Here is a 23,790-nt window from a genome sequence, read left to right on the forward strand (position 1 = left end):
GAATGATCGTTCGATTATAGCGGTGGCGCCTGCATTCCGGCGGCCGGCGATCGAGGCCGCTCTCTAGCGACGGCGAGCCGATAGCGCGCGCAACCGGCGCACTGGATGCCCGCGGCATGGCGTTACGGCCGACCTGCGACAGCTTTCGTACCGCGACAGCCGGCGGCACGCACCCGCCCTAACCCGCCGCCTTGCCGTCCGCCGCGTCCTGCGCGGCCAGTTCGTCCAGCTCCGCCTGCTCGAATCCCGCAGTGCGGCGCGCGTCGAAATTGAACGGACCGCGCAGCCGCGGCGCATGGTACTGCTCGGCCAGTTCGCGGTAAGCCGGCACCGGATCGCGGCCGGCCGCGTCGCACAAGTGCCGGAACCAGCGGTTCCCGATCGCGACATGGCCGATCTCGTCGTGCAGGATCACGTCGAGGATCGCCGCGGATGCGTCGTCGCCGGCCTGCACGAGCCGCGCGCGGATCGGTGGCGACGCATCGAGCCCGCGCGCCTCGAGCGTGCGCGGCACGAGCGCCATCCGCGCGAGCACATCGGCCTTGGTCCGCTCGCACATCTCCCACAGCCCGTTGTGCGCGGGAAAATCGCCGTACGCATGCCCGAACCCGGCCAGCCGCTCGGACAGCAGCGTGAAGTGATAAGCCTCCTCGGCCGCGACCTTCAGCCAGTCCGCATAGAACGCGTCCGGCATCCGCGCGAAGCGCCACACGGCGTCGAGCGCGAGGTTGATCGCATTGAATTCGATATGCGCGAGCGCGTGCAGCAGCACCGCGCGCCCCGCGGGGGAGCGCATGCTGCGACGCTCGAGCTGGCGCGGCTCGACGAGCGGCGGGCGCGCCGGGCGGCCCGGCAGGTCGGCCGGTTCGTCCAGGTCGAGCGCCCGCGCGATCGCGGCCTGCCCGCCCAGCAAGGCGTCGTACAGCGCGCGGACCTGCGCGGCCTTCGCGGCCGGCTCGGACATCCGCAGCGCGTCGAGCGCGGCGCGGCGCACACAGCGCGGCGCGGCAGTGAAAGAAGAAGGCTCCATGCTCTCAAACGGGGGCACCGTCCGTGCGCATCGCGGGAGCGCACGCACGCGACGGTTTACAATATGCGTTTGTGCCGCGACGCAATGCAATGCGCCCGACACGCCAGACGCGCCATTCTACCGGCGCCCATCATCGAAGAGACAGGAGACCCCGTGACGATCTACAAACTGGGCGAGACGGCCCCGACGATCCACGAAAGCGTATTCGTCGCCGATACGGCGGCCATCATCGGCAAGGTCGTGCTGGAGGAAAACGCGAGCGTATGGTTCGGCGCGACGATTCGCGGCGACAACGAGACGATCACGGTCGGCACCGGCAGCAATGTCCAGGAAGGCGCGGTCCTGCACACGGACCCCGGTTTTCCGCTGACGATTGCGGAAAACGTGACGATCGGGCACCAGGCGATGCTGCACGGATGCACGATCGGCGAAGGTTCGCTGATCGGGATTCAGGCGGTGGTCTTGAATGGTGCGGTCATCGGCCGCAACTGTCTGGTTGGCGCAGGCGCGGTCGTGACGGAAGGCAAGGTGTTCCCGGACAACTCGCTGATTCTCGGCGCCCCGGCGAAAGTCGTGCGCGAGCTGTCGGCGGACGACATCGCGCGGCTGCGCGCAAATGCGAAGACGTACGTCGAGCGGCGTGCGCATTTCAAGGAGCAACTCGTGCGGATCGGGTGATTCGCGCGATTTCAAGGAACAAGAGTGAGCGACCAGTTACAGAAATTCATGTTCAATTCGGCACCCGTGCGCGGCGAAATCGTGTCGCTGCGCAACACGTGGCAAGAGGTGCTTTCCCGCCGTGATTACCCTGCCCCGGTGCGCACGGTGCTCGGCGAGATGATGGCCGCGTGTGCGCTGCTATCCGCGAACCTGAAATTTCACGGCACCCTGATCATGCAGATCTTCGGCGACGGGCCGGTCCAGATGCTGGTCGTCCAGTGCAGCTCGGACCTGTCGATGCGCGCCACGGCCAAGTTCGCCGGCGACGCGGCGCAGACGATTGGCGACGACACGCGCTTTGCGTCGCTCGTCAATGCGAGCGGCCACGGCCGTTGCGTGATCACGCTCGACCCGGCCGAGAAGCTGCCGGGCCAGCAGCCGTACCAGGGCATCGTACCGCTGAACGGCGTCGACGGTCCGCTCGAATCGGTGTCGCAGGTGCTCGAGCACTACATGCATCACTCGGAGCAGCTCGACACGCGGCTGTGGCTCGCGGCCGATCGCGACCGAGCGGTCGGCATGCTGCTGCAGAAGCTGCCGGGCGACGGCGGCATCGTGCCGCGCAACGCCGAGACGGACGCAGACACCTGGGAGCGTGTCTGCACGCTCGGCAGCACGCTGTCCGCCAAGGAACTGCTCGAGGTCGAGCCGGAAGTCGTGTTCCGCCGGCTCTTCTGGCAGGAAAACGTGCAGCACTTCGAGCCGGCCGGTACGCGCTTCCAGTGCTCGTGCTCGCGCGAGAAGGTCGGCGCGATGCTGCGCATGCTCGGTCGCGATGAAGTCGACAGCGTGATCGTCGAGCGCGGTCACGTCGAGATTCACTGCGAGTTCTGCAACCAGCGCTACGAGTTCGACCCCGTCGACGTCGCGCAGTTGTTCGCCGCGCCGGAACTCGCGACCGGCATCACGCCCGCGACCGACCAGCGTCACTGAGCCGCGCGCCCGTGCGCGCGATGCGGGCGCGGGCGCATAATGGACGCATGAGCGTCGCACGCACGGCTCGGTCGCCTCAGGCCTGGCCTTCGGCACAAGCCGCTTCTCGCTGTCGGCGCGCTGCTGGAGAGACACATGAATCACCCGTTCCGCACCTTCGTCCTGACCAGCGTCGCCGTCGGCACGCTGGCCCTCGCCGGCTGCGCGGTGCAGCCGCCTTCGTCGACGATCCTCAGCCGCCTGCCCGAACCGGGCGCATCGGGCGGCCAGCCGCCCGCGCTGTCGAGTGCGGAACGCAAACGCTACGACGAAATCGACCGGCAGGTGCTGCGCGAGCAGAACGATGCAATGGCAGCCGAGGCAGCCGCGCGCGCGTGGGCGTATTACTCGCCGCCGCCCGTGACGGTCTACGGCGGCTATTACGGCGGCTGGGGAAACCGGTGGGGCACCGGTATCGGCTATGGCTACGGTTACCCGGGCTGGTGGTGGTGATGCGCGAACGCGCCGATCGACCCGATTGAAAACCGGCAGGAAATAAAAAAAGCGCGGCATTTCCCGCGCTTTTTCAATGGTACGGACTGCCATGCTCAGTGATGCGCGGGCTTGCCCTTCTCGCCGCCGTGATGCCGCGACGGCCTTGCAATCGACTACGGGTTCGGCACCACACGCACGGGCGCCGCGGACACGGCGCCGCGCGTCGACGTGTTCGACGGCGTGGTGTTGAGCGGCCCGGCCGGCGTGTTCGGCGACACGAACTGCACGAATACTTCGCCGTCCTTCACCATGCCCATCTCGTAGCGCCCACGCTCCTCGATGGCCGCGGTGCCGCTTTGCAGATCCTGCACCTCACCCGCGATGCGCTCATTGCGCAGCTTCTCGTCCGCGTTCTTCTGCAGCTGATCGCCGAGTTGCTGACGCAATTCGTGCACCCGCAACCAGCCGCCGTGTCCCCACCATAGGGGGTACTGAATGAGCGCCAGCAAGGCAATCAGGACGACAGTGACAAGCCGCATGTAAGAGACGCAGATATAAGAAGCGCCGCTTCGCGCGAATGCGCAGAGCGGCGTCGAGGTGACGAACCCGATAGTAGCGCGTTAGCGCAGGTTATAGAAAGCCGATTTGCCCGGGTAGCTCGCGATATCGCCGAGATCTTCCTCGATACGCAGCAGCTGGTTGTACTTCGAGATGCGGTCGCTGCGCGACAGCGAACCCGTCTTGATCTGACCGGCGTTCAGGCCGACCGCGATGTCCGCGATCGTCGAATCTTCCGTTTCGCCCGAGCGGTGCGAGATCACGGCCGTGTAGCCCGCGCGCTTCGCCATTTCGATTGCCGCGAACGTTTCGGTCAGCGTACCGATCTGGTTGATCTTGATCAGGATCGAGTTTCCGATGCCCTTCTCGATGCCTTCCTTCAGGATGCGCGTGTTCGTGACGAACAGGTCGTCGCCGACGAGCTGCACCTTCTTGCCCAGGCGCTCGGTCAGCAGCTTCCAGCCTTCCCAATCGCTTTCGTGCATGCCGTCCTCGATCGACACGATCGGGAACTTGTCGGCGAGCGTCGCGAGGTAGTCGGTGAATTCGGCCGACGACAGTTGCAGGCCTTCGCCGGCGAGCTGGTACTTGCCGTCGTGGTAGAACTCGGAGGCCGCGCAGTCGAGCGCGAGGAGGACGTCTTCGCCCGCACGGTAGCCGGCCTTCTCGATCGCCTGGAGGATCGTCGACAGGCACTCGTCATTGCTGCCGAAGTTCGGTGCGAAGCCGCCTTCGTCGCCGACTGCCGTGCTCATGCCGCGGTCGCTCAGGATCTTCTTCAGCGCGTGGAACACTTCCGCGCCGCAACGCAGGGCTTCACGGAACGTCGGCTGGCTGACCGGGACGATCATGAATTCCTGGATGTCGAGGCTATTGTTCGCGTGCGCGCCGCCGTTGACGATGTTCATCATCGGGACCGGCAGTTGCATCGCGCCCGAGCCGCCGAAGTAGCGGTACAGCGGCAGGCCGGCTTCTTCGGCCGCTGCCTTCGCGACGGCCATCGATACGGCCAGCATCGCGTTCGCGCCGAGGCGCGACTTGTTGTCGGTGCCGTCCAGCTCGAGCAGGGTCTTGTCGAGGAACGCCTGTTCCGACGCGTCGAGGCCCATGATGGCTTCGGAGATTTCGGTGTTGATGTGCTCGACGGCCTTCAGCACGCCCTTGCCGTTGTAGCGGCCGGCTTCGCCGTCACGCAGTTCGATCGCTTCACGCGAGCCGGTGGACGCGCCCGACGGCACCGCCGCGCGGCCCATCGTGCCCGATTCGAGCAGCACGTCGCATTCGACGGTGGGGTTTCCGCGCGAATCCAGAATCTCGCGGCCGATGATATCTACGATTGCACTCATGGGTTTCCTCTGAGAATGACGATGGATTCTTCAAACTGCGACGACTCGCGTGCCGAAACTGCTTTCGCTACAGACGCAAGAAGCCGCCGCAAGGTTCATTCGATCTTTAGTTGAAATCGTTTTCCAGGAACGGATGGCGCTTCACCGCCTGGTCGAGCGTGACGAGGGTCTCCAGCAGCGCGCTCATCCGGTTCAGCGGCACCGCGTTCGGGCCGTCCGACTTCGCTTCGGCCGGATTCGGGTGCGTTTCCATGAACAGGCCCGCGACGCCCGTCGCGACCGCGGCACGCGCGAGCACCGGCACGAATTCGCGCTGGCCGCCCGAGCTCGTGCCCTGCCCGCCCGGCAGCTGCACCGAGTGGGTCGCGTCGAACACGACCGGCGCGCTCGTCTCGCGCATGATCGCGAGCGAACGCATGTCGGACACGAGGTTGTTGTAGCCGAACGAGACGCCGCGCTCGCACGCCATGAAGCGGTCTTCCGACAGACCGGCTTCACGCGCCGCTTCGCGCGCCTTGTCGATCACGTTCTTCATGTCGTGCGGCGCGAGGAACTGGCCCTTCTTGATGTTGACGGGCTTGCCCGAGCGCGCGCACGCATGGATGAAATCGGTCTGGCGGCACAGGAACGCGGGCGTCTGGAGGACGTCGACGACCGACGCGACCTGCTCGATCTCGTCGATCGAATGCACGTCGGTCAGCACCGGCAGGCCGAGCTGGCGCTTCACTTCGCCGAGGATCCGCAGGCCCTCGTCCATTCCGAGGCCGCGAAACGACTTGCCCGAGCTGCGGTTCGCCTTGTCATACGACGACTTGTAGATGAACGGCACGTTCAGCTTCGCGCAGATTTCCTTCAGGCGGCCCGCCGTGTCGATCGTCATTTGCTCCGATTCGACGACGCAGGTACCCGCGATCAGGAAGAAAGGCTGGTCGAGACCGACCTCGAAATCGCACAGCTTCATGCTTTCACTCCGCGCGCTTGCTTGTTGGCAAACGCCGCTTCGACGAACGATTTGAACAGCGGATGGCCGTCACGCGGCGTCGACGTGAACTCCGGGTGGAACTGGACGCCGACGAACCACGGGTGCATCGAACGCGGCAGCTCCATCATTTCCGGCAGATCCTCGCTCGGGGTACGGGCGCTGATGATAAGGCCGCCGGCTTCGAGCTGGGGCACGAAGCGGTTATTGACTTCATAACGGTGGCGATGGCGCTCGTTCACGTCCTTGCCGTAGATCTCTTCGGCCATCGTGCCCGGCTTGATCGGGCAGCGCTGCGAGCCGAGGCGCATCGTGCCGCCGAGATCCGACTCTTCGGTGCGCGTCTCGACCTTGCCGTCGCGGTCGTACCACTCGGTGATCAGCGCGACCACGCGTTCCGGCGTTTCCGGATCGAATTCCGTGCTGTTCGCCTGTTTCAGGCCGACGACGTCGCGTGCGAATTCGATCACCGCGAGCTGCATGCCGAGACAGATGCCGAGGTACGGCACCTTCGATTCGCGCGCGTAGCGGATCGCCGCGATCTTGCCTTCCGTGCCGCGACGGCCGAAACCGCCCGGAACGAGCACCGCATCCAGGTGCTTCAGGCTGTCGACACCGTTCGTCTCGATCTCTTCCGAGTCGATGTACTCGATGTTGACCTTGGTCGACGTATGCAGCGATGCGTGGCGCAGCGCCTCGATCAGCGACTTGTACGACTCGGTCAGATCGACATACTTGCCGACCATGCCGATCGTGACTTCGTGCTTCGGGTTTTCCAGCTTCTCGACGAGCTCCGACCACATGCTCAGGTCGGCGTCCTTCGGCGACAGCTTCAGCTCCTCGCAGATGATCCGGTCGAGGCCCTGGTCGTGCAGCATCTGCGGAATCTTGTAGATGCTGTCGGCGTCCCACACCGAAATCACGGCGTCTTCCGGCACGTTCGAGAACATCGAGATCTTCTTCGATTCGTCGTCGGGGATGCGGCGATCCGCACGGCACAGCAGCACGTGCGGCAGGATGCCGATCTCGCGCAGCTTCTGCACGCTGTGCTGGGTCGGCTTCGTCTTCAGCTCGCCGGCCGTCGCGACGTACGGCACGAGCGTCAGGTGCACGAAGCACGCGCTGTTGCGGCCGAGGCGCAGGCTCATCTGGCGTGCGGCTTCCAGGAACGGCAGCGACTCGATGTCGCCGACGGTACCGCCGATCTCGACGATCGCGACGTCCGGCTCGCCGCAGGTGGCCGATGCCGCCCCGCGCTCGATGAATGCCTGGATTTCGTTCGTGATGTGCGGGATCACCTGCACGGTCTTGCCGAGATAATCGCCGCGGCGTTCCTTGCGGATCACCGATTCGTAGATCTGGCCGGTCGTGAAGTTGTTGGCCTTGCGCATCTTCGTGCTGATGAAGCGCTCATAGTGGCCGAGGTCGAGGTCGGTCTCCGCTCCGTCTTCCGTCACGAACACTTCGCCGTGCTGGAACGGGCTCATCGTGCCGGGGTCGACGTTGATGTAGGGATCGAGTTTGAGGAGGGTGACTTTCAGACCGCGCGATTCGAGGATCGCGGCGAGAGAGGCGGCGGCAATACCCTTGCCGAGGGAAGAAACTACGCCGCCGGTGACGAAAACATATTTGGTCATCGCTGGATGCTCGCGGGAAAAACGGATTATACCGTAAAGCCCGCCCTTCTCTCAGCAATTGGCGCGATGATCGCGCCCCTTCGGGCTGTGCCGCACCGGCCATGTGGACCGACGCGAACCGACCGGCCGGTCGGTGCAACCGCACATGCGCAACGCGGTGCACCGGGCGCCGCGTCAGGCGCGCTTCGCCAGCGCCACGCTGTCGCGCGGCACGCCGCCCTCCGTCGCCTTCAGCGAATTCAGCATCCGCTGCAATGCGCGGGCCGTCTCGATCGGCCGCTCCATCGGGAACAGGTGGCTGCCCTCGAGCCATTCGATCCGCCCGCGCGCCGCGCGGCGCGTCGCGTCGAGCCCGACCTGCGTCACTTCGCGCGAGCGCGTGCCGGCGAGAAAGCCGAGCGGCACCGGCGCGCCGTGCGCGAGCCGCGGGCCGAGCGTGTGCGGCAAGGTCCGGTAGATCAGGTATTCGACCTGGCGGTCGAAGGCGAGCACGCGTTCGCCGTCGGCGCCCGCCTGCGGGATGCCGTAGTCGATGTAGTCGGACAGCATCCGTTCGTCCCAGCGGGCGAACGCCGGTTTCTCGTGGAAGTGCCGCCAGACTTCGTCGCGGCTCGTCCAGCGCGTGCGCCGGTTGCGCGTCGCGGCCGCCGGCGACAGCCGCTCGTCGAGCCCGGCCCACTGGCTCGCGCGCAGCGCGCCGGCGCGCCAGCCCGCGATGATCGGCGAATCGATCATCACCACGCCGCGCACCCATTGCGGCTTTTTCAGCGCGGCCATCAGCGACAGGTAGCCGCCGAGCGAATGGCCGACGAGCCAGACCGGGCGCTCGTAGCGGCCGCCGACATCGTCGAGCAGCTGTTCGACAAGATGCGGCCAGTCACGCGTCACCGGGTAGCGGCGATCATGACCGATGCGCTCGATGTAGCGCAGCTCGTAGTCGTCTGCCAGCTCGGCGAAGATCGTCCGGTACGTCGACGCCGGAAAACCGTTCGCATGCGAGAAGTGGATGATGTCCTTCAAACGCCAATGTCTCCTTTGTCGGTCACCGGTCCATCCAGTACCGTCGCTGCGCATCGCGATAACGCTCGAACGCGAAAACGCCGCCCGCCGGCGCGACGTCGAACCGCACGGCCCCGTCGCGATCGGTGCGCGGCAGCGGAATCCCGCGCGCCTCGTAGCGCGCGAGAACCGTCCGGTGCGGATGCCCGAAGCGATTGCGATAGCCTACAGGAAATACCGCGACGCGCGGTTCGACCGAATCGAGGAAAGGCTCGACCGACGACGTGCGGCTGCCGTGATGCGGGACGACGAGGATCTGCGCGGCCAGTGCGTCGCGCGCGTCGGCCACCAAGCGCCGTTCGGCGCGCGCCTCGATGTCGCCCGTCAGCAGTGCCGACGTGCCGCCCGCGTCGACGCGCAATACACACGATTGCTCGTTCGACGGGCCGGCGCCCGCCACGCCGGGCGGCCACAGCATCGTGAAGACGACGCCGTCCCAGGTCCACCGCTGCCCGGCCGCGCAAGGCACCCGATCGGCCACGCCGGCCGCCTGCGCGTCGCGCCACAGCCGGTGCCGCGGCGCAATGCCGGCGAGCAGTTGGCGGACCTCCGCCGCCGCATAGACGGCCGCCGCGCCGCCCGCGTGATCGGCGTCCGCATGGCTGAGCACGAGCGAATCGAGGGTCCGGATTCCGCGTGCGCGCAACGCCGGCGCAACGATCCGCGTACCGGCATGGGTCGATTCCGCACCCGGCCCCGCATCGAACAGCAGGGTCCGGCGCGCGGTCTCGACCAGCACCGACGCGCCCTGCCCGACGTCGAGCACGGTCAGCCGGAAACCGCCCGGCGGCGGCGCATCGGGCGCCGGTGCGACCAGTGGCAGCCATGTAAGCGGCGCCGCCCAGCGCAGCGGCCAGCCGCGCGGCATCAATGCCCACCCGACACCCACGCATGCCAGCACCAGCACCGGCCAGTCCGGCATACGCAGCCAGAACACGCCGGCCGGCCAGTCGGCGAGGTGCCGGAGCAGCGCCATCATCGGTTCGAGCGCCGCATGCGCGAGGCGGAATGCATAGGCGTCCAACGGCGCGGGCAACCCGATACCGGCGAGCACGATCGGCGTCACGACGGAACTGACCCACGGAATCGCAAACGCATTGCCGAGCGGACCCGATACCGAGATCTGCGCGAACCACGCGGCCGTGAGCGGCGCGAGGCCGAGCGTCACCGCGTACTGCACGCGCGTCGCCTCGGCGATCCGGCGTCCGGCACGCGCGCACCATGTGCGCAGCCGGCGCCAGCGATCGAACGCGGCGGCGCCATCGGGCGCACTGTCGTCGCCGCCGTCAAATTCACGCACGGCGCGCCAGCCCGCCACCGCCATCAGGATCACGGCAACCGCGCCGAACGACAGCCAGAAGCCGGCCGACAGCACCGCCCACGGATCGGCAAGCAGCACGCCGCCGAGCGCCGCGCACAACACCGCGGAAGTCGGCACGCTGCGTCCGGCCAGATAGGCAGCCGCCCCGGCCGCGATCATCCACCATGCGCGCTGCGCCGGCACGTTGAAGCCGGCAAGCGCCGCATAGCCGGCGGCGGCCGTCAGCGCCGCCACCGAAGCCATGTATGGCGCCGGCATCACGAGCGCCGCGGCACGTCCGCGCCAGCGCAGACGCCGCCAGACCATCGATACGATCCCGCCTGCGATCGCGCCGACGAGCCCGACGTGCAGGCCCGAAATCGCGACCAGATGGCTCGTGCCCGTATTGCGCAGCACGCGCCAGTCGTCGTCGCCGATACCGGATTGATCGCCGACCGCGAGCGCGGTGACGATGCCGCGATGGCGCGCGTCGTCGAGCGCTTCGCCGATACGCGTGCGCAGCGCGTCGCGCAGCCGATCGATTAACGCGCGCCATCCCGTTGCGCGCGCGTCGAGCAATTCCGCGCGCTCGGGCGCGACGACATAGCCGATCGCACGAATTCCCGCGGCGAGCCACGCCGCCTCGCTGTCGCGCACGCCTGGATTCGCCTCGGCATGCGGGCGCTTCAGGCGCACGACGAGACGCCAGCGCTGCGCCGCGCGCAAATCGGGAATCGCAGCGCGTGCGGCCGGCGCGCCATACGTGCGCCACGACAACCGGATCACCGGCGGGAAATGGTCCAGGCCCGCATCGTTCGATTCGACGGCCAACAGCAGTCGCGCGCCGGTGTCGTCGATCACCGGCAACCCGCGGATCACCCCGGTGACGGCGATGTCGCGCCCTTCCCGCTCGACGGGCAGGCTGTCACGCAGCCGCCATTCGGCGCGCGCGGCCGCATAGCCGAATCCGATCGCACAGGCGGCGCTTGCGCACAGCATCCACCGGAGCGCGACGATCGCACGGGTTCGACGGCGCCGCGCACACCATGCGAGCAGCGCGCCGCAACCGGCCAGCATCGCCGCCCCGATTACCCAGCCGCCCGCGCCCGGCAACGCCGCCTGCCGCTGCAGCACGACGACGCCGAGCGCGAACGCGATCCACCACACCCGCATCGCGCCTCCTCGTCGACCCGGCGCCGCCGATATCGACGCGGCGCCTTCCGGTAACGATTATGCGGACGAAAGTGCGAGGCGCGGCAGCGCAGAGAGCGCGTTAGCCGTTGTGGATAGGCACAAGGAGTGAGCGTCGACGCCGCGCAGTTCGGCGAGCACGGCACCGATGCGCGGCACCTGGTCGGGCGCGTTGCGCGATTTGTACGCCCACTCGGGCGCGATGTCAGGCGCGTCTGTCTCGACGACGATCGCGTCGAGCGGCAATTGCGCGGCGAGCCGGCGGATCTGCAACGCGCGTCCGAACGTCACGTTGCCGCCGAAGCCGAGGTGCAGCCCCTGCGCGAGATACGCATCGGCCTGCTGGAAGCTGCCGTTGAACGCATGCGCGATGCCGCGCCGCACGCCGAAGCGGCGCAACCCGGCGAGCACGCGATCCTGCGACTTGCGCACGTGGCACAGCACCGGCAGGTCGAATTCGCGCGCGAGCCTGAGCTGCTCCTGATAGAAGAATTGCTGCCGCTCTTCGTCGAGCCCCGGCACGAAGTAGTCGAGGCCGATCTCGCCGATCGCGACGAAGCGCGGATCGTCGATGCTCGCCTCGATCTCCATGCGCAGCCGGTCGAGATCCGCGTCGTGCGCCTGCGGCGTAAACATCGGATGGATGCCGAGCGCATAGACCGCGCCCGGCGTGCGCTGCGCGAGCTCGCGCACCGTGGTGAAATTGTCGCGCCCGACGCTCGGGATCACGATGCGCGACACGCCGGCCGCGCGCGCCGCGTCGGCGACCGCGTCGCGGTCGGCGTCGAATTCGCCGGCGTCGAGATGGCAGTGCGTATCGATCCACATGGCGGTTTTCCCGCGCCCTCGCCGCGGCGCCGGGGCTCACCCGGCAGCGCGGCAGGCGCGCTCGTTCACACCGGCAGCGCCGGCTCCTCGTGCAGCACGCCGTCGCGCAGGCGCATGATGCGATCGCAGCGCGCGGCAAGCTCGGGGTCGTGCGTGACGATCACGAAGCTCGTTTCGAGCGTCTCGGACAATTCGAGCATCAGGTTGAACACCGTATCGGCCGTCGCGCCGTCGAGGTTGCCGGTCGGCTCGTCGGCGAGCACGCAGGCCGGCTTCGTCACCAGCGCGCGCGCGATCGCGACGCGCTGCCGCTCGCCGCCCGACAGCTCGCCCGGCCGATGCTTCGCACGCGGACCGAGACCGACCCGCTCGAGCATCGCCTGTGCCTGCTCGCGCGCATCCTCGGTCGTCATCCGGCGAATACGCAGCGGCATCGCGACGTTGTCGAGCGCGGTGAATTCCGGCAGCAGGTGATGGAACTGATAGACGAACCCGAGCGCGCGGTTGCGCAGCTCGTTGCGCTCGCGCTCGGCGAGCTGCGTAAACGGCTTGCCGAGCAGCGACACTTCGCCCGCGCTCGGTTCGTCGAGGCCGCCCAGCACGTGCAGCAGCGTGCTCTTGCCGGAGCCCGACGCGCCGACGACCGCAAGCTTCTCGCCACGCCGCACCGTCAGCTCGGTATTGTTGAGCACCTGCACATTGAAGCCGCCCTGCACGAACGCCTTCGTGATCCCGCGCGCCTGAAGCACGTATTCCTGCATACCTGCCGAATCCTGTCTGATGGGTTGTCGTGAATCCGCGAATGCGGTCGCGCGGTCATTCATAGCGAAGCGCCTCCGCCGGCTTCACCTTCGCGCCGCGCCAGCTCGGATAGAGCGTCGCGACGGCCGACAGCACGAACGCGATCAGGCCGATCTTGATCACGTCCCCCGCGACGAGCTCGGACGGCAGCTCGCTGATGAAGTACACCGACGGCGGCAGGAACTGCACGCCGAACAGATGCTCGATCATCGGGATCAGCCACGGAATGCTCCACGCGATCAGGCAGCCGAGCGCGACGCCCGATGCGGTGCCGACAAAGCCGATCGTCACGCCCTGCACGACGAAGATCTTCATGATCGACCCCGGCTGCGCGCCGAGCGTGCGCAGGATCGCGATGTCGGCCTGCTTGTTGGTCACCGTCATCACGAGCGACGACACGAGGTTGAACGCCGCGACCGCGATGATCAGCGTGAGGATGATGAACATCATCCGCTTCTCGATCTGCACGGCCGAGAACCAGGTCTTGTTCTGCTGGGTCCAGTCGCGGATATACAGGCTGCCCGACAGCGTGTGCGACAGCTCGACCGCGACCTGCGGCGCCTTCTGCATGTCGGTGAGCCGCAGCCGCACGCCGGTCGGCGCGGACATCCGGAACAGCGCCTCCGCGTCGCGGATGTCGACCATCGCGAGCGTGCTGTCGTATTCGTAGTGCCCCGATTCGAACACGCCGACGACCGTGAACTGCTTGAGCCGCGGCATCATCCCGGCCGGCGTGATCGTGCCTTCGGGCGCGACCAGCGTGATCTTGTCGCCGACCGTCACGCCGAGGTTGCCGGCGAGCGCGTCGCCCAGCACGATGCCGAACTGGCCGGGCACGAGCGCGGTCAGCTGGCCCGCCTTCATGTCCTTGCCGATGTCCGACACCTGCGGTTCGAGCGACGGCTCGATGCCGCGCAGCATCACGCCGCTCACCGCGTCCTGGCGCGTGAGCAGCGCCTGCGCGTCGACGTAAGGGGCCGCGCCCGTCACCGACGGATTGCGGCGCGCCTCTTGCGCGGTCAGTTGCCAGTTGGGCATCGAGCCGGTCGGCGAGAACACCTCGACGTGCGCGAGCACCGACAGCATGCGGTCGCGCACTTCCTTCTGGAAGCCGTTCATCACGGACAGCACGACGATCAGCGCCGCGACGCCGAGCGCGATCCCGAGCATCGACACGAGCGCGATGAAGGAAATGAAGCCGTTGCCGGTCGTGCGTTTGCCGGCGCGCGTGTAGCGCCAGCCGATCTGCCATTCGTACGGAAGTTTCAAGCGAATCCTTTCTGCTGGTTACGGCGGGGATGACGGCCCGCGCCCGGGAGCGCCGTCCGGCGACGGCCGCCCGCCCCGGGCGCGGTCGAAAAAACGGTCGCCGGACGCAATCGGGCCGTCCACCGGCCCGATCACGCGCGCAGTTTGCCATACAATGCGCACCATCATGCACGACCGACGCCTCCATTTCCTCGTTCCGTTCGCGCTGCCGTCGGCAGCCGATGCGGCCTCGTCCCTGCACACGCTGGACAGCCCCGCGCTCGAAAAGTTGCTGGCCTGCGCGAGCCTCGTCGAGCGCGTGGCCGGCGAGGACTTCCAGCGCACGCTGCCGCACGAGCGCTGGCTGGCCCGCCAGTTCGGCGCGAGCCGGGGCAACGCCGCCGACGAGGCGCCGCTCGCGCCCTACATGCTGCTGGCGGACGGCGGCGACCCCGGCACGCAGGCCTGGGCGTGCGTCGAGCCCGTGCACGTCCGGATCGCGCACGATCACCTCGTGCTCGTCGACCCGGCCAGCCTCGCGCTCGACGACGGCGACGCGGCCGCGCTGCTGGCGGTCGCGCGCCCGCTGATCGAGGAGCTCGGCGTGCGGCTGGAAGCGCCGCAGCCGACGCGCTGGTACTTGTCCAGCGAACAGCTCGCCCGCCTCGCCGGCGCCGCGCCGCTGCGCGCGAGCGGCCGCAACATCGAAATCTGGCTGCCGCACGAGGCGCACACCGGCGAACGTTCGCGGATGTGGATGAAGCTGCAGAACGAAGTGCAGATGGCGTGGTTCCAGCACCCGGTCAACGAAGCGCGCGAAGCGCGCGGGTTGCCTGCCGTCAATTCGATCTGGTTCCATGCGCAAGGCACGCTGAAGCCGGTCGCCAAGCCGTTCGAGCGCGTGCTGTCCGCCTCCCCCGCGGCGCTCGGCCTCGCGCGCGCCGCGCAGGCCGAGGCCGGTGCCGCGCCGGCCGCCTTCGGTGCGCTGCCCGCCGCCGCTGGCGCGACGCTCGTCGAGCTGCCGGCGCTGTCCGCCCCGTTCATCGAACAGGACTGGGCACGCTGGCACGACGCGCTCGCCATGCTCGAGCGCGACTGGTTCGCGCCGACCCTCGCCGCGCTGCGCAACGGCGAGCTGGCCAGCGTCGATTTCACGCTGTGCGGCGACACCAGCTCCGTGACGCTGCACGCGACGCGCGGCGACCTGCGCAAGTTCTGGCGCCGCCGCGCGCTGGCGTCCCTGTTCGAATGACCCCACTCGTATGACCCGGATCGTTACCCGCCCCGTCGCGCCCGCCGACGCAGAAGCGCTCGCGCGCCACGGCCTGCATCCCGTCCTCGCGCGCCTGTATGCGTCGCGCGGCGTGCAGTCCCCGACCGACATCGAGACCGCGCTCGCGCGCCTCGTGCCGCCCACCGAACTGAAAGGCTGCGCGGACGCCGCGTCGCTGCTCGCCGACGCGATCGCCGACAAGCGGCGCCTGCTGGTCGTCGCCGACTACGACTGCGACGGCGCGACCGCCTGTGCGGTCGCGGTGCGCGGCCTGCGGATGTTCGGCGCGCAGATCGACTACCTGGTGCCGAACCGCTTCGAATACGGCTACGGGCTCACGCCCGAGATCGTCGAACTCGCGGCCGCACGCAAGCCCGACCTGCTGATCACCGTCGACAACGGGATCGCGAGCGTCGCGGGCGTCGAAGCCGCGAATGCACGCGGCATCGACGTGCTCGTGACCGACCACCACCTGCCCGGCGACGCGCTGCCCGCCGCGCGCGCGATCGTCAACCCGAACCAGCCCGGCTGCGCGTTCCCGAGCAAGCACATCGCCGGTGTCGGCGTGATGTTCTACGTGCTGCTCGCGCTGCGCGCCGAGCTGCGCCGCCGCGGCGCGTTCGCGAGCAAGGAAGCCGAGCCGCGCCTCGACGGCCTGCTCGACCTCGTCGCGCTCGGCACCGTCGCCGACGTGGTGCGGCTCGACGGCAACAACCGCGTGCTCGTCGCGCAGGGGCTGCAGCGCATCCGCAACGGCCGCATGCAGCCGGGCATCGCCGCGCTGTTCCGCGCCGCCGCGCGCGACGCGCGCACCGCATCGGGGTTCGACCTCGGCTTCGGCCTCGGCCCGCGCCTGAATGCCGCCGGGCGGCTCTCCGACATGTCGCTCGGCATCGAATGCCTGATCACCGACGACATCGGCCGCGCGTGGGATCTCGCGCAGCAGCTCGACGTGATGAACCGCGAGCGGCGCGAGATCGAGGCCGGCATGCAGCAGCAGGCGCTCGCCGACCTCGCCGACGTCGATCCGGCCGACGCGTGCACGATCACGCTGTTCAATCCCGCATGGCACCAGGGCGTGATCGGCATCGTCGCCGGGCGGCTCAAGGAGAAATTCCACCGCCCGTCGTTCACGTTCGCGCATGCGGACGAAGCCGGCACGCGGGTCAAGGGTTCGGGCCGCTCGATTCCCGGCTTCCACCTGCGCGACGCGCTCGACCTGGTGTCGAAGCGCGAGCCCGACCTGATCGTCGCGTTCGGCGGCCACGCGATGGCGGCCGGCCTCACGCTCGGCACCGACGACGTGCCGCGCTTCGCGGCCGCGTTCGAGGCCGTCGCGCGCGAGTGGCTGTCCGACGACGTGCTCGCGCGCGTGATCGAGACCGACGGCGAACTGGAGGACGCGTATTTCACGCCGCAGTTCGTCGGGCTGCTCGACGAAGCCGTCTGGGGCCAGGGCTTTCCGGCCCCGCTTTTCTCCGGTGAGTTCGACGTCGTGTCGCAGTCGCTCGTGAAGGAAAAGCACCTGAAGCTGCAGCTGGCGCGCGGCCGCCAGCGCTTCAATGCGATCTGGTTCAACCACACCGAGCCGCTGCCGGCGAGCGCGCTGATCGCGTATCGGCTCGTCGCCGACACGTGGAACGGCGTGACGCGCGTCCAGCTGATCGTCGAGCACGCGGCCGGCTGAGCACCGGCCACCCGGCCCGCACGCTCGCGGGCCGCATGCTCGCCGCGCCGAACGGCGCCACGGCGCGCATGCAAGCACACTCCGCGTCACCGGGAAACCCCGCCGATCGGCTATAATTCCGCTTTTTTACGAAGCAAGAACAGCGAACGATCATGGAAGCGGAACGTCTCAACGCGATCGAAAGCTCCCTGCTCGACCTGCGCACCCGCGCGGGCGAGCTTCGGGGGTATCTTTGACTACGACGCCAAATCTGCGCGTCTGACCGAAGTCAACAAGGAACTCGAAGACCCGAACGTCTGGAACGATTCGAAGAACGCCCAGGCACTCGGCCGCGAGAAGAAGCTGCTCGAAGGTGTCGTCACGACGCTCACCGCGCTCGATAGCGACCTGCGCGATGCGCTCGACCTGTTCGAGCTGGCCCGCGAGGAAGGCGACGAAGACACCCTCGTCGCATCCGAAGACGACGCGAAGAAGCTCGAAGCGCGCGTCGGCGACATCGAATTCCGCCGGATGTTCTCGAACCCGGCCGACCCGAACAACTGCTTCATCGACATCCAGGCCGGCGCCGGCGGCACCGAGGCGTGCGACTGGGCGTCGATGCTGCTGCGCCAATACCTGCGCTACTGCGAGCGCAAGGGCTTCAAGGCCGAAGTGCTCGAAGAGTCGGACGGCGACGTCGCCGGCATCAAGAACGCGACGGTCAAGGTCACGGGCGAATACGCATACGGCTTCCTGCGCACCGAAACGGGCATCCACCGCCTCGTGCGCAAGTCGCCGTTCGACTCGTCCGGCGGCCGCCACACGTCGTTCTCGTCGGTGTTCGTGTATCCGGAAATCGACGACTCGATCGAAGTCGAGGTCAATCCGGCCGACCTGCGCATCGACACGTACCGCGCGTCGGGCGCGGGCGGCCAGCACATCAACAAGACCGATTCGGCCGTGCGGATCACGCACATGCCGACCGGCATCGTCGTGCAGTGCCAGAACGACCGCTCGCAGCACCGCAACCGTGCCGAAGCGATGGCGATGCTGAAGTCGCGCCTGTACGAAGCCGAGATGCGCAAGCGCCAGGCCGAGCAGGACAAGCTCGAATCGAGCAAGACCGATGTGGGCTGGGGCCACCAGATCCGTTCGTACGTGCTCGACCAGAGCCGCGTGAAGGACCTGCGCACGAACGTCGAAATGAGCAACACGCGAGCCGTCCTCGACGGCGATCTCGACGACTTCATCAGCGCGAGCCTCAAACAGGGCGTGTAAGCGCCGCGGCGCGGCCTCTCCGGTCGCGCCGCCCTCCCCGTTGCGTTGCCGCACCCACTCCGAATTCCGACCATCATGACCGAACCGACCCAAACGCAGCCCGCCGTCGCGGCGGACGAAAACCAGATCATCGCCGAGCGCCGCGAGAAGCTGCGCGCATTGCGCGAGCAAGGCGTCGCCTATCCGAACGATTTCCGGCCGACGCATCATGCCGCCGATCTCCAGGCAACCTTCGCCGACTCGGACAAGGCCACGCTCGAAGCGAACCCGGTCGAGGTGTCGGTCGCCGGCCGGATGATGCTCAAGCGCGTGATGGGCAAGGCGAGCTTCGCGACGGTGCAGGACGGTTCGGGCCAGATTCAGTTCTTCGTGACGCCGAACGACGTCGGCGCGGAAACCTACGACGCATTCAAGAAGTGGGACCTCGGCGACATCGTCGCCGCCCGCGGCGTGCTGTTCCGCACCAACAAGGGCGAGCTGTCGGTCCAGTGCAAGGAGCTGCGCCTGCTGTCGAAGGCGCTGCGCCCGCTGCCGGACAAGTTCCACGGCCTCGCCGACCAGGAGATGCGCTATCGCCAGCGCTACGTCGACCTGATCGTCACGCCGGAAACGCGCGACACGTTCCGCGCGCGCACCCGGACCATCGCGTCGATCCGCAAGTTCATGGACAACGCCGACTTCATGGAAGTCGAAACGCCGATGCTGCACCCGATCCCGGGCGGCGCCGCGGCCAAGCCGTTCGTCACGCATCACAACGCGCTCGACATGCAGATGTTCCTGCGCATCGCGCCGGAGCTGTACCTGAAGCGCCTGATCGTCGGCGGCTTCGAGCGCGTGTTCGAGATCAACCGCAACTTCCGGAATGAAGGCGTGTCGCCGCGCCACAACCCGGAATTCACGATGATGGAGTTCTACGCCGCGTACACCGATTACCGCTGGCTGATGGACTTCACCGAGCAGCTGATCCGCCAGGCGGCGATCGATGCGCTCGGCACCGCGACGATCCAGTACCAGGGCCGCGAACTCGACCTCGCAAAGCCGTTCCACCGCCTGACGATCACGCAGGCGATCCAGAAGTACGCGCCGCAGTACACCGACGGCCAGCTGTCCGACGACGCATTCCTGCGTACCGAACTGAAGCGCTTCGGCGTCGACGTGTCGCAGCCGGCCTTCCTGAACGCCGGCATCGGCGCGCTGCAGCTCGCGCTGTTCGAGGAAACCGCCGAATCGCAGCTGTGGGAGCCGACCTACATCATCGACTACCCGGTTGAAGTGTCGCCGCTCGCGCGCGCGTCGGATACGGTGCCGGGCATCACCGAGCGTTTCGAGCTGTTCATGACGGGCCGCGAGATCGCGAACGGCTTCTCGGAGCTGAACGATCCGGAAGACCAGGCCGCGCGCTTCAAGAAGCAGGTCGAGCAGAAGGATGCCGGCGACGAGGAAGCGATGTTCTTCGACGCCGACTACATCCGCGCGCTCGAACACGGGATGCCGCCGACGGGCGGCTGCGGGATCGGCATCGACCGTCTCGTGATGCTGCTGACCGACAGCCCGACGATCCGCGACGTGCTGCTGTTCCCGCACCTGCGCCGCGAAGACTGACGCTCGTGCCTGCGTGTGCGCCGCGCCCCGCGGCGCGCACGCGCGCGGTTTGTAACCACGCGTAAATCCCGCCCGCCGGTGTCCGCCGGTTTTCGATCCTCCCCCGTTTTATCCCCTTGGCGCGACGGCCTTCTCCGGGTTTTCCCGGTTGCGCGCGCCGGTCCCCCGCTGCAATTCGTTACACCTTGATACGGTGCGCCGCTCGCCGGTAGACGACACTCCTGTTGCGTCACCACGCATGACCACGGGACCAGAACGCGGCGCCGGAACGCCAAGTCTGCTCGCTCCCGAAGCGTGGGATCCGGCCAGCGCCAACGTGCGGAGCCGGATCGACACCGGAGAAAAACATGGACAACCAGAATCAGACCACGCCGCAAAAACAACGCCTCCATCCGCTCATCGCGACCGCGGCAGGCGCCGTCATCGTCGCCAGCCTCGCCGCCACCGCCGCGATCACGGGCATCCTCCCGAAGGCCAGCAGCAACAACGCGCAGAACGGTCAGACCCAGGCCGCGCTGATCGCGTCGCAGCCGGCCGTCGATACGGCCGCAGCCGCCAGTGCCGCGCTGGCCGCGCAAGCGCAGCAGCAGGCAGCCGAACAGGCCGCGCAGCAAAAGGCCGAGCAAAAGGCGGCGGCCGAGAAGGCGGCGGCGGCACAAGCCGAACCGAAGCCCGCGCCGCGCCCGGCAGCCACGCACCGCCGCCATACGCCGGCGCCGCAGCCGCCGCAATATGCGCAACAGCAGTCCGCGCCCGCTCAGCCGGCCTATTGCCAGAGCTGCGGCACGATCGTCTCGATCACGCAATCGCGCACGCCGGGTCAGAGCTCCGGGATCGGCGCGGTCGGCGGCGCAGCAGCCGGCGGCCTGCTCGGCAACCAGTTCGGTCACGGCAACGGCCGCACCGCGATGACCATCATCGGCGCGCTCGGCGGCGGTCTTGCCGGCAATCAGGTCGAGAAGCAGGTGCGCGCGGAAACCGACTACCAGGTGCAGGTCCAGATGGAAAGCGGCGCGACGCGTACGTTCACGTACCACAACCCGCCGCCGTTCGGCCAGGGTCAGCGCGTGCGGATCGAGAACGGCACGCTGGTCGGCGCGTAACGCATGACGAATCGCCGGGCGGCCGTTGTGCCGCGGCGGAAACGAAAAAGGCTCGTGACAGCGTCACGAGCCTTTTCTTTTCGCGGGAGCGGTGCCGAGCGAGTGCCGGGCGCCGGGCGCGACCCTCAGTCTTCGTCGTCGAAGTCGGATTCGTCGATCCAGTGAGCCTGGATCGCTTCGAGGATCTTCTCGCCCGAGTGGCTGGGATCATCGGAGAAGCCATCGAGCTCGATCACCCATTGGCGCAGGTCGACGAAATTGATCCGCTGCGGATCGACGTCCGGATGCTTGTCTGCCAGCGCGATGGCGATTTCGCGCGAATCGGTCCATTTCAAGGCCTGCTCTCCCGTGTACGTAGCGAGTTCGCTCGGCGGAACGCACGTGATGCGCGCCGCCCGTCCCGCCGAATCGTCAGTGATTTTCCTTCGCGTGGTTGATCGAGTACTTCGGGATCTCGACCACCAGGTCCGAATCTTCCTGCACGATCGCCTGGCACGACAGGCGCGACGTCGGCTCGAGGCCCCACGCCTTGTCGAGCAGGTCGTCTTCGTCCTCTTCGGACGGCTCGAGATCGTTGAAGCCCTCGCGGATCACCACGTGGCAGGTCGTGCATGCGCACGACTTCTCGCAGGCATGCTCGATCTCGATCCCGTGGTCGAGCAGGTTGTCGCAAATACTCTTGCCGGGCGTCGCGTCGATCACTGCGCCGTCCGGACACAGTTCGACGTGAGGCAGCACTACCAGTTGAGGCATTGTCCGTTCCGTCAGTCAGGGTGCGGCAGCTGGCGCCGCACGGTTCAATATCGCGCGGGCCGTCGCCGGCCCGCGCGCAGGTCGTTCGTTCAGATCTCGTCGAGCCGCCGGCCCGACAGTGCGCGCTTGATGCTCTTGTCCATCCGGCGCGCCGCGAATTCGTCGGTGCCGTCGGCCAGTGCCTTGGTCGCGGTTTCGATCGCGTCCGCGTCGTCGCCCTGAGCGATCGTGCGCAGCGCCGCGACGAGCGCGTCGACCTGCGTGCGTTCGGCGTCGTCGAGCAATTCGCCGTCGGCCGCAAGCGCCGCCTGCGTCGCCTCGATCATCCGCTGGGCCTCGACCTGAGCTTCGCGCAGCGCGCGTGCGCGCATGTCGATCTCGGCGGTCTTGAAGCTGTCTTCCAGCATCTTCGCGATGTCGTCGTCGGCGAGGCCGTATGACGGCTTCACGACGACCGATGCCTCGACGCCCGAATGCTGCTCGCGTGCGAACACCGACAGCAGCCCGTCCGCATCGACCTGATAGGTCACGCGGATGCGCGCCGCACCGGCCGTCATCGGCGGGATGCCGCGCAGCTCGAAGCGTGCGAGCGACCGGCAGTCGGCGACGAGCTCGCGCTCGCCCTGCACGACGTGGATCGCCATCGCGGTCTGACCGTCCTTGAAGGTCGTGAACTCCTGCGCACGCGCGATCGGAATCGTCGAATTGCGCGGAATGATCTTCTCGACGAGACCGCCCATCGTCTCGACCCCGAGCGACAGCGGGATCACGTCGAGCAGCAGCCAGTCGTCGCCGCTGCCGCGATTGCCGGCGAGCAGGTCGGCCTGGATCGCCGCGCCGAGCGCAACGACCTGGTCCGGATCGAGATTGACGAGCGGCGGCTGGCCGAAGTACTTCGCGACCGCATCGCGGATCACCGGCATGCGCGTCGCGCCACCGACCAGCACGACACCCTTGATGTCGGCCGGCGTCACCTGCGCGTCGCGCAATGCCTTGCGGGTCGGCGTCAGCGTACGCTGCACGAGCGGCTCGACGAGCGACGCGAACGTGTCGTGCGAGATCGTCTGCACGAGCTGCGCACCGGTCGACAGCGTCACGTCGAGCGACGCCTGCGGCGCGGACGACAGCACTTCCTTCAGCACGCGCACGCGATCGAGCAGCAGGCGCACGTCCTCGGGCGCGAGCGCCTTCACGTCGATGCCGGCCTGGGCGAGCACGTGGCCGAACAGCACGTGATCGAAATCGTCGCCGCCGAGTGCGGAATCGCCGCCCGCGGCCAGCACTTCGAACACGCCCTTGGTCAGCTTCAGGATCGACAGGTCGAACGTGCCGCCGCCGAGGTCGTACACCGCATAGAGGCCTTCGGCCGCGTTGTCCAGACCATAGGCGATCGCGGCCGCGGTCGGTTCGTTCAGCAGGCGCAGCACGTTGAGGCCCGCGAGACGCGCGGCGTCCTTCGTCGCCTGGCGCTGCGCGTCGTCGAAATACGCCGGCACCGTGATCACCGCGCCGACCAGCTCGTCGCCGAGCGTGTCTTCCGCGCGGTAACGCAGCGTCGCGAGAATCTCGGCCGACACCTCGACCGGGCTCTTCACGCCGTCGATCGTGCGGATCTGCACCATGCCCGGCGCATCGACGAATTCGTAAGGTGCGTTCGCCGCGCCTTCGACCTCGGCCTTGCCGCGGCCCATGAAGCGCTTGACCGACACGATCGTGTTACGCGGATCGGTCGCGGCCTGCTCCTTCGCTTCGTGGCCGATGCGGCGGCCGCCCTTCTCCAGATAACGGACCACCGACGGCAGCAGCGCGCGGCCCGCCTCGTCCGGCAGCACTTCGGGCACGCTGTTGCGCACGGCCGCGACGAGCGAGTTCGTCGTGCCGAGATCGATCCCGACAGCGAGTCGCCGCTGGTGCGGCGCCGGCGCCATGCCCGGTTCGGAAATTTGCAGTAAAGCCATCTTGGTTCGTTCGGGCGCTCGGCCCGTTTGCTGCGCGTGCCGCGAGGCACGCG

General features: G+C 67.9%; 21 protein-coding genes. 8 read left to right on the top strand and 13 right to left on the bottom strand.

Annotation, left to right across the window (positions count from 1 at the left end; genetic code table 11):
• Window positions 1–178: 178 nt before the first annotated feature.
• Window positions 179–1,030 (bottom strand): ferritin-like domain-containing protein, encoded by an 852-nt coding sequence (locus tag SB786_RS07765; RefSeq protein ID WP_410726986.1) that lies wholly within the window; start codon window positions 1,028–1,030, stop codon window positions 179–181.
• A 153-nt stretch (window positions 1,031–1,183) separates the two neighbouring features.
• On the opposite strand from SB786_RS07765, the gene SB786_RS07770 reads away from it, so the two are divergent.
• From SB786_RS07770 to SB786_RS07780, 3 genes are all read left to right on the top strand, one after another.
• A complete protein-coding gene (locus SB786_RS07770; protein ID WP_006761906.1) occupies window positions 1,184–1,708 on the top strand; it encodes a gamma carbonic anhydrase family protein in 525 nt (174 codons plus the stop codon).
• A 24-nt stretch (window positions 1,709–1,732) separates the two neighbouring features.
• Complete coding sequence (gene hslO, locus SB786_RS07775) at window positions 1,733–2,683, top strand: Hsp33 family molecular chaperone HslO (RefSeq protein ID WP_410726987.1); 951 nt, start codon at window positions 1,733–1,735, stop codon at window positions 2,681–2,683.
• Between the two features lie 135 nt (window positions 2,684–2,818).
• Window positions 2,819–3,175: a hypothetical protein gene (locus tag SB786_RS07780; protein WP_410726988.1), complete on the top strand. Its 357-nt coding sequence runs from the start codon at window positions 2,819–2,821 to the stop codon at window positions 3,173–3,175.
• Window positions 3,176–3,330: 155 nt separating this feature from the next.
• Here SB786_RS07780 and ftsB read toward each other — a convergent pair whose 3' ends face one another.
• The 9 genes from ftsB to SB786_RS07825 form a co-directional block, all read right to left on the bottom strand.
• Window positions 3,331–3,696, bottom strand: coding sequence for a cell division protein FtsB (gene ftsB / locus SB786_RS07785; protein WP_410726989.1), 366 nt, complete (start codon window positions 3,694–3,696; stop codon window positions 3,331–3,333).
• A gap of 81 nt (window positions 3,697–3,777) precedes the next feature.
• Window positions 3,778–5,061: a phosphopyruvate hydratase gene (eno, locus tag SB786_RS07790; RefSeq protein WP_410726990.1), complete on the bottom strand. Its 1,284-nt coding sequence runs from the start codon at window positions 5,059–5,061 to the stop codon at window positions 3,778–3,780.
• 106 nt (window positions 5,062–5,167) lie between these two features.
• Window positions 5,168–6,022, bottom strand: a complete 855-nt coding sequence (kdsA, locus tag SB786_RS07795) for a 3-deoxy-8-phosphooctulonate synthase (protein ID WP_175664948.1) — start codon at window positions 6,020–6,022, stop codon at window positions 5,168–5,170.
• On the bottom strand, window positions 6,019–7,677 hold the full coding sequence (locus SB786_RS07800; RefSeq protein ID WP_410726991.1) for a CTP synthase: 1,659 nt from the start codon (window positions 7,675–7,677) through the stop codon (window positions 6,019–6,021). The genes kdsA and SB786_RS07800 overlap by 4 nt, the downstream gene beginning before the upstream one ends.
• Before the next feature lie 174 nt (window positions 7,678–7,851).
• Window positions 7,852–8,697: an alpha/beta fold hydrolase gene (locus tag SB786_RS07805; protein WP_410726992.1), complete on the bottom strand. Its 846-nt coding sequence runs from the start codon at window positions 8,695–8,697 to the stop codon at window positions 7,852–7,854.
• 22 nt (window positions 8,698–8,719) lie between these two features.
• Window positions 8,720–11,209 carry a DNA internalization-related competence protein ComEC/Rec2 gene (locus SB786_RS07810; RefSeq protein ID WP_410726993.1) on the bottom strand — a complete coding sequence of 830 codons (2,490 nt, stop codon included), beginning with the start codon at window positions 11,207–11,209 and terminating at the stop codon, window positions 8,720–8,722.
• Window positions 11,210–11,266: 57 nt separating this feature from the next.
• A complete protein-coding gene (locus SB786_RS07815) occupies window positions 11,267–12,055 on the bottom strand; it encodes a TatD family hydrolase (RefSeq protein ID WP_410726994.1) in 789 nt (262 codons plus the stop codon).
• Window positions 12,056–12,120: 65 nt separating this feature from the next.
• Window positions 12,121–12,879 carry a lipoprotein-releasing ABC transporter ATP-binding protein LolD gene (gene lolD / locus SB786_RS07820; protein WP_410726995.1) on the bottom strand — a complete coding sequence of 253 codons (759 nt, stop codon included), beginning with the start codon at window positions 12,877–12,879 and terminating at the stop codon, window positions 12,121–12,123.
• Window positions 12,872–14,125: a lipoprotein-releasing ABC transporter permease subunit gene (locus tag SB786_RS07825; protein ID WP_105787636.1), complete on the bottom strand. Its 1,254-nt coding sequence runs from the start codon at window positions 14,123–14,125 to the stop codon at window positions 12,872–12,874. The genes lolD and SB786_RS07825 overlap by 8 nt, the downstream gene beginning before the upstream one ends.
• A 154-nt stretch (window positions 14,126–14,279) precedes the next feature.
• On the opposite strand from SB786_RS07825, the gene SB786_RS07830 reads away from it, so the two are divergent.
• The 5 genes from SB786_RS07830 (at window position 14,280) to SB786_RS07850 (ending at window position 21,026) form a co-directional block, all read left to right on the top strand.
• A complete protein-coding gene (locus SB786_RS07830; RefSeq protein ID WP_410726996.1) occupies window positions 14,280–15,356 on the top strand; it encodes a regulator in 1,077 nt (358 codons plus the stop codon).
• 10 nt (window positions 15,357–15,366) lie between these two features.
• Window positions 15,367–17,064, top strand: coding sequence for a single-stranded-DNA-specific exonuclease RecJ (gene recJ, locus SB786_RS07835; RefSeq protein WP_410726997.1), 1,698 nt, complete (start codon window positions 15,367–15,369; stop codon window positions 17,062–17,064).
• Window positions 17,065–17,216: 152 nt separating this feature from the next.
• A protein-coding gene (prfB, locus tag SB786_RS07840) for a peptide chain release factor 2 (RefSeq protein ID WP_098143590.1) occupies window positions 17,217–18,321 on the top strand; the annotation gives its coding sequence in 2 pieces (ribosomal slippage) (window positions 17,217–17,297 and window positions 17,299–18,321; 1,104 coding nt in all).
• A gap of 75 nt (window positions 18,322–18,396) precedes the next feature.
• Complete coding sequence (lysS, locus tag SB786_RS07845) at window positions 18,397–19,923, top strand: lysine--tRNA ligase (protein WP_410726999.1); 1,527 nt, start codon at window positions 18,397–18,399, stop codon at window positions 19,921–19,923.
• 347 nt (window positions 19,924–20,270) lie between these two features.
• Entirely contained in the window at window positions 20,271–21,026 is a 756-nt protein-coding gene (locus SB786_RS07850) for a glycine zipper 2TM domain-containing protein (protein ID WP_410727000.1), read from the top strand.
• Window positions 21,027–21,151: 125 nt separating this feature from the next.
• Here SB786_RS07850 and iscX read toward each other — a convergent pair whose 3' ends face one another.
• The 3 genes from iscX to hscA form a co-directional block, all read right to left on the bottom strand.
• Window positions 21,152–21,361, bottom strand: coding sequence for a Fe-S cluster assembly protein IscX (gene iscX, locus SB786_RS07855; RefSeq protein ID WP_006754136.1), 210 nt, complete (start codon window positions 21,359–21,361; stop codon window positions 21,152–21,154).
• Between the two features lie 76 nt (window positions 21,362–21,437).
• On the bottom strand, window positions 21,438–21,779 hold the full coding sequence (gene fdx / locus SB786_RS07860) for an ISC system 2Fe-2S type ferredoxin (protein WP_011657374.1): 342 nt from the start codon (window positions 21,777–21,779) through the stop codon (window positions 21,438–21,440).
• Window positions 21,780–21,868: 89 nt separating this feature from the next.
• Complete coding sequence (hscA, locus tag SB786_RS07865) at window positions 21,869–23,737, bottom strand: Fe-S protein assembly chaperone HscA (protein WP_410727001.1); 1,869 nt, start codon at window positions 23,735–23,737, stop codon at window positions 21,869–21,871.
• Window positions 23,738–23,790: the final 53 nt, after the last annotated feature.

The sequence above is a fragment of the Burkholderia sp. SIMBA_062 genome (genome assembly GCF_046534765.1).
Taxonomy (GTDB): Bacteria; Pseudomonadota; Gammaproteobacteria; order Burkholderiales; family Burkholderiaceae; genus Burkholderia; species Burkholderia ambifaria.

Coding starts and splice junctions, on each gene's coding strand:
- recJ (WP_410726997.1), top strand. CDS start 15,367: ATGACCCGGATCGTTACCCGCCCCGTCGCGCCCGCCGACGCAGAAGCG.
- fdx (WP_011657374.1), bottom strand. CDS start 21,779: ATGCCTCAACTGGTAGTGCTGCCTCACGTCGAACTGTGTCCGGACGGC.
- lysS (WP_410726999.1), top strand. CDS start 18,397: ATGACCGAACCGACCCAAACGCAGCCCGCCGTCGCGGCGGACGAAAAC.
- SB786_RS07780 (WP_410726988.1), top strand. CDS start 2,819: ATGAATCACCCGTTCCGCACCTTCGTCCTGACCAGCGTCGCCGTCGGC.
- SB786_RS07850 (WP_410727000.1), top strand. CDS start 20,271: ATGGACAACCAGAATCAGACCACGCCGCAAAAACAACGCCTCCATCCG.
- SB786_RS07810 (WP_410726993.1), bottom strand. CDS start 11,209: ATGCGGGTGTGGTGGATCGCGTTCGCGCTCGGCGTCGTCGTGCTGCAG.
- ftsB (WP_410726989.1), bottom strand. CDS start 3,696: ATGCGGCTTGTCACTGTCGTCCTGATTGCCTTGCTGGCGCTCATTCAG.
- SB786_RS07765 (WP_410726986.1), bottom strand. CDS start 1,030: ATGGAGCCTTCTTCTTTCACTGCCGCGCCGCGCTGTGTGCGCCGCGCC.
- SB786_RS07815 (WP_410726994.1), bottom strand. CDS start 12,055: ATGTGGATCGATACGCACTGCCATCTCGACGCCGGCGAATTCGACGCC.
- kdsA (WP_175664948.1), bottom strand. CDS start 6,022: ATGAAGCTGTGCGATTTCGAGGTCGGTCTCGACCAGCCTTTCTTCCTG.
- SB786_RS07800 (WP_410726991.1), bottom strand. CDS start 7,677: ATGACCAAATATGTTTTCGTCACCGGCGGCGTAGTTTCTTCCCTCGGC.
- SB786_RS07830 (WP_410726996.1), top strand. CDS start 14,280: ATGCGCACCATCATGCACGACCGACGCCTCCATTTCCTCGTTCCGTTC.
- lolD (WP_410726995.1), bottom strand. CDS start 12,879: ATGAATGACCGCGCGACCGCATTCGCGGATTCACGACAACCCATCAGA.
- eno (WP_410726990.1), bottom strand. CDS start 5,061: ATGAGTGCAATCGTAGATATCATCGGCCGCGAGATTCTGGATTCGCGC.
- hscA (WP_410727001.1), bottom strand. CDS start 23,737: ATGGCTTTACTGCAAATTTCCGAACCGGGCATGGCGCCGGCGCCGCAC.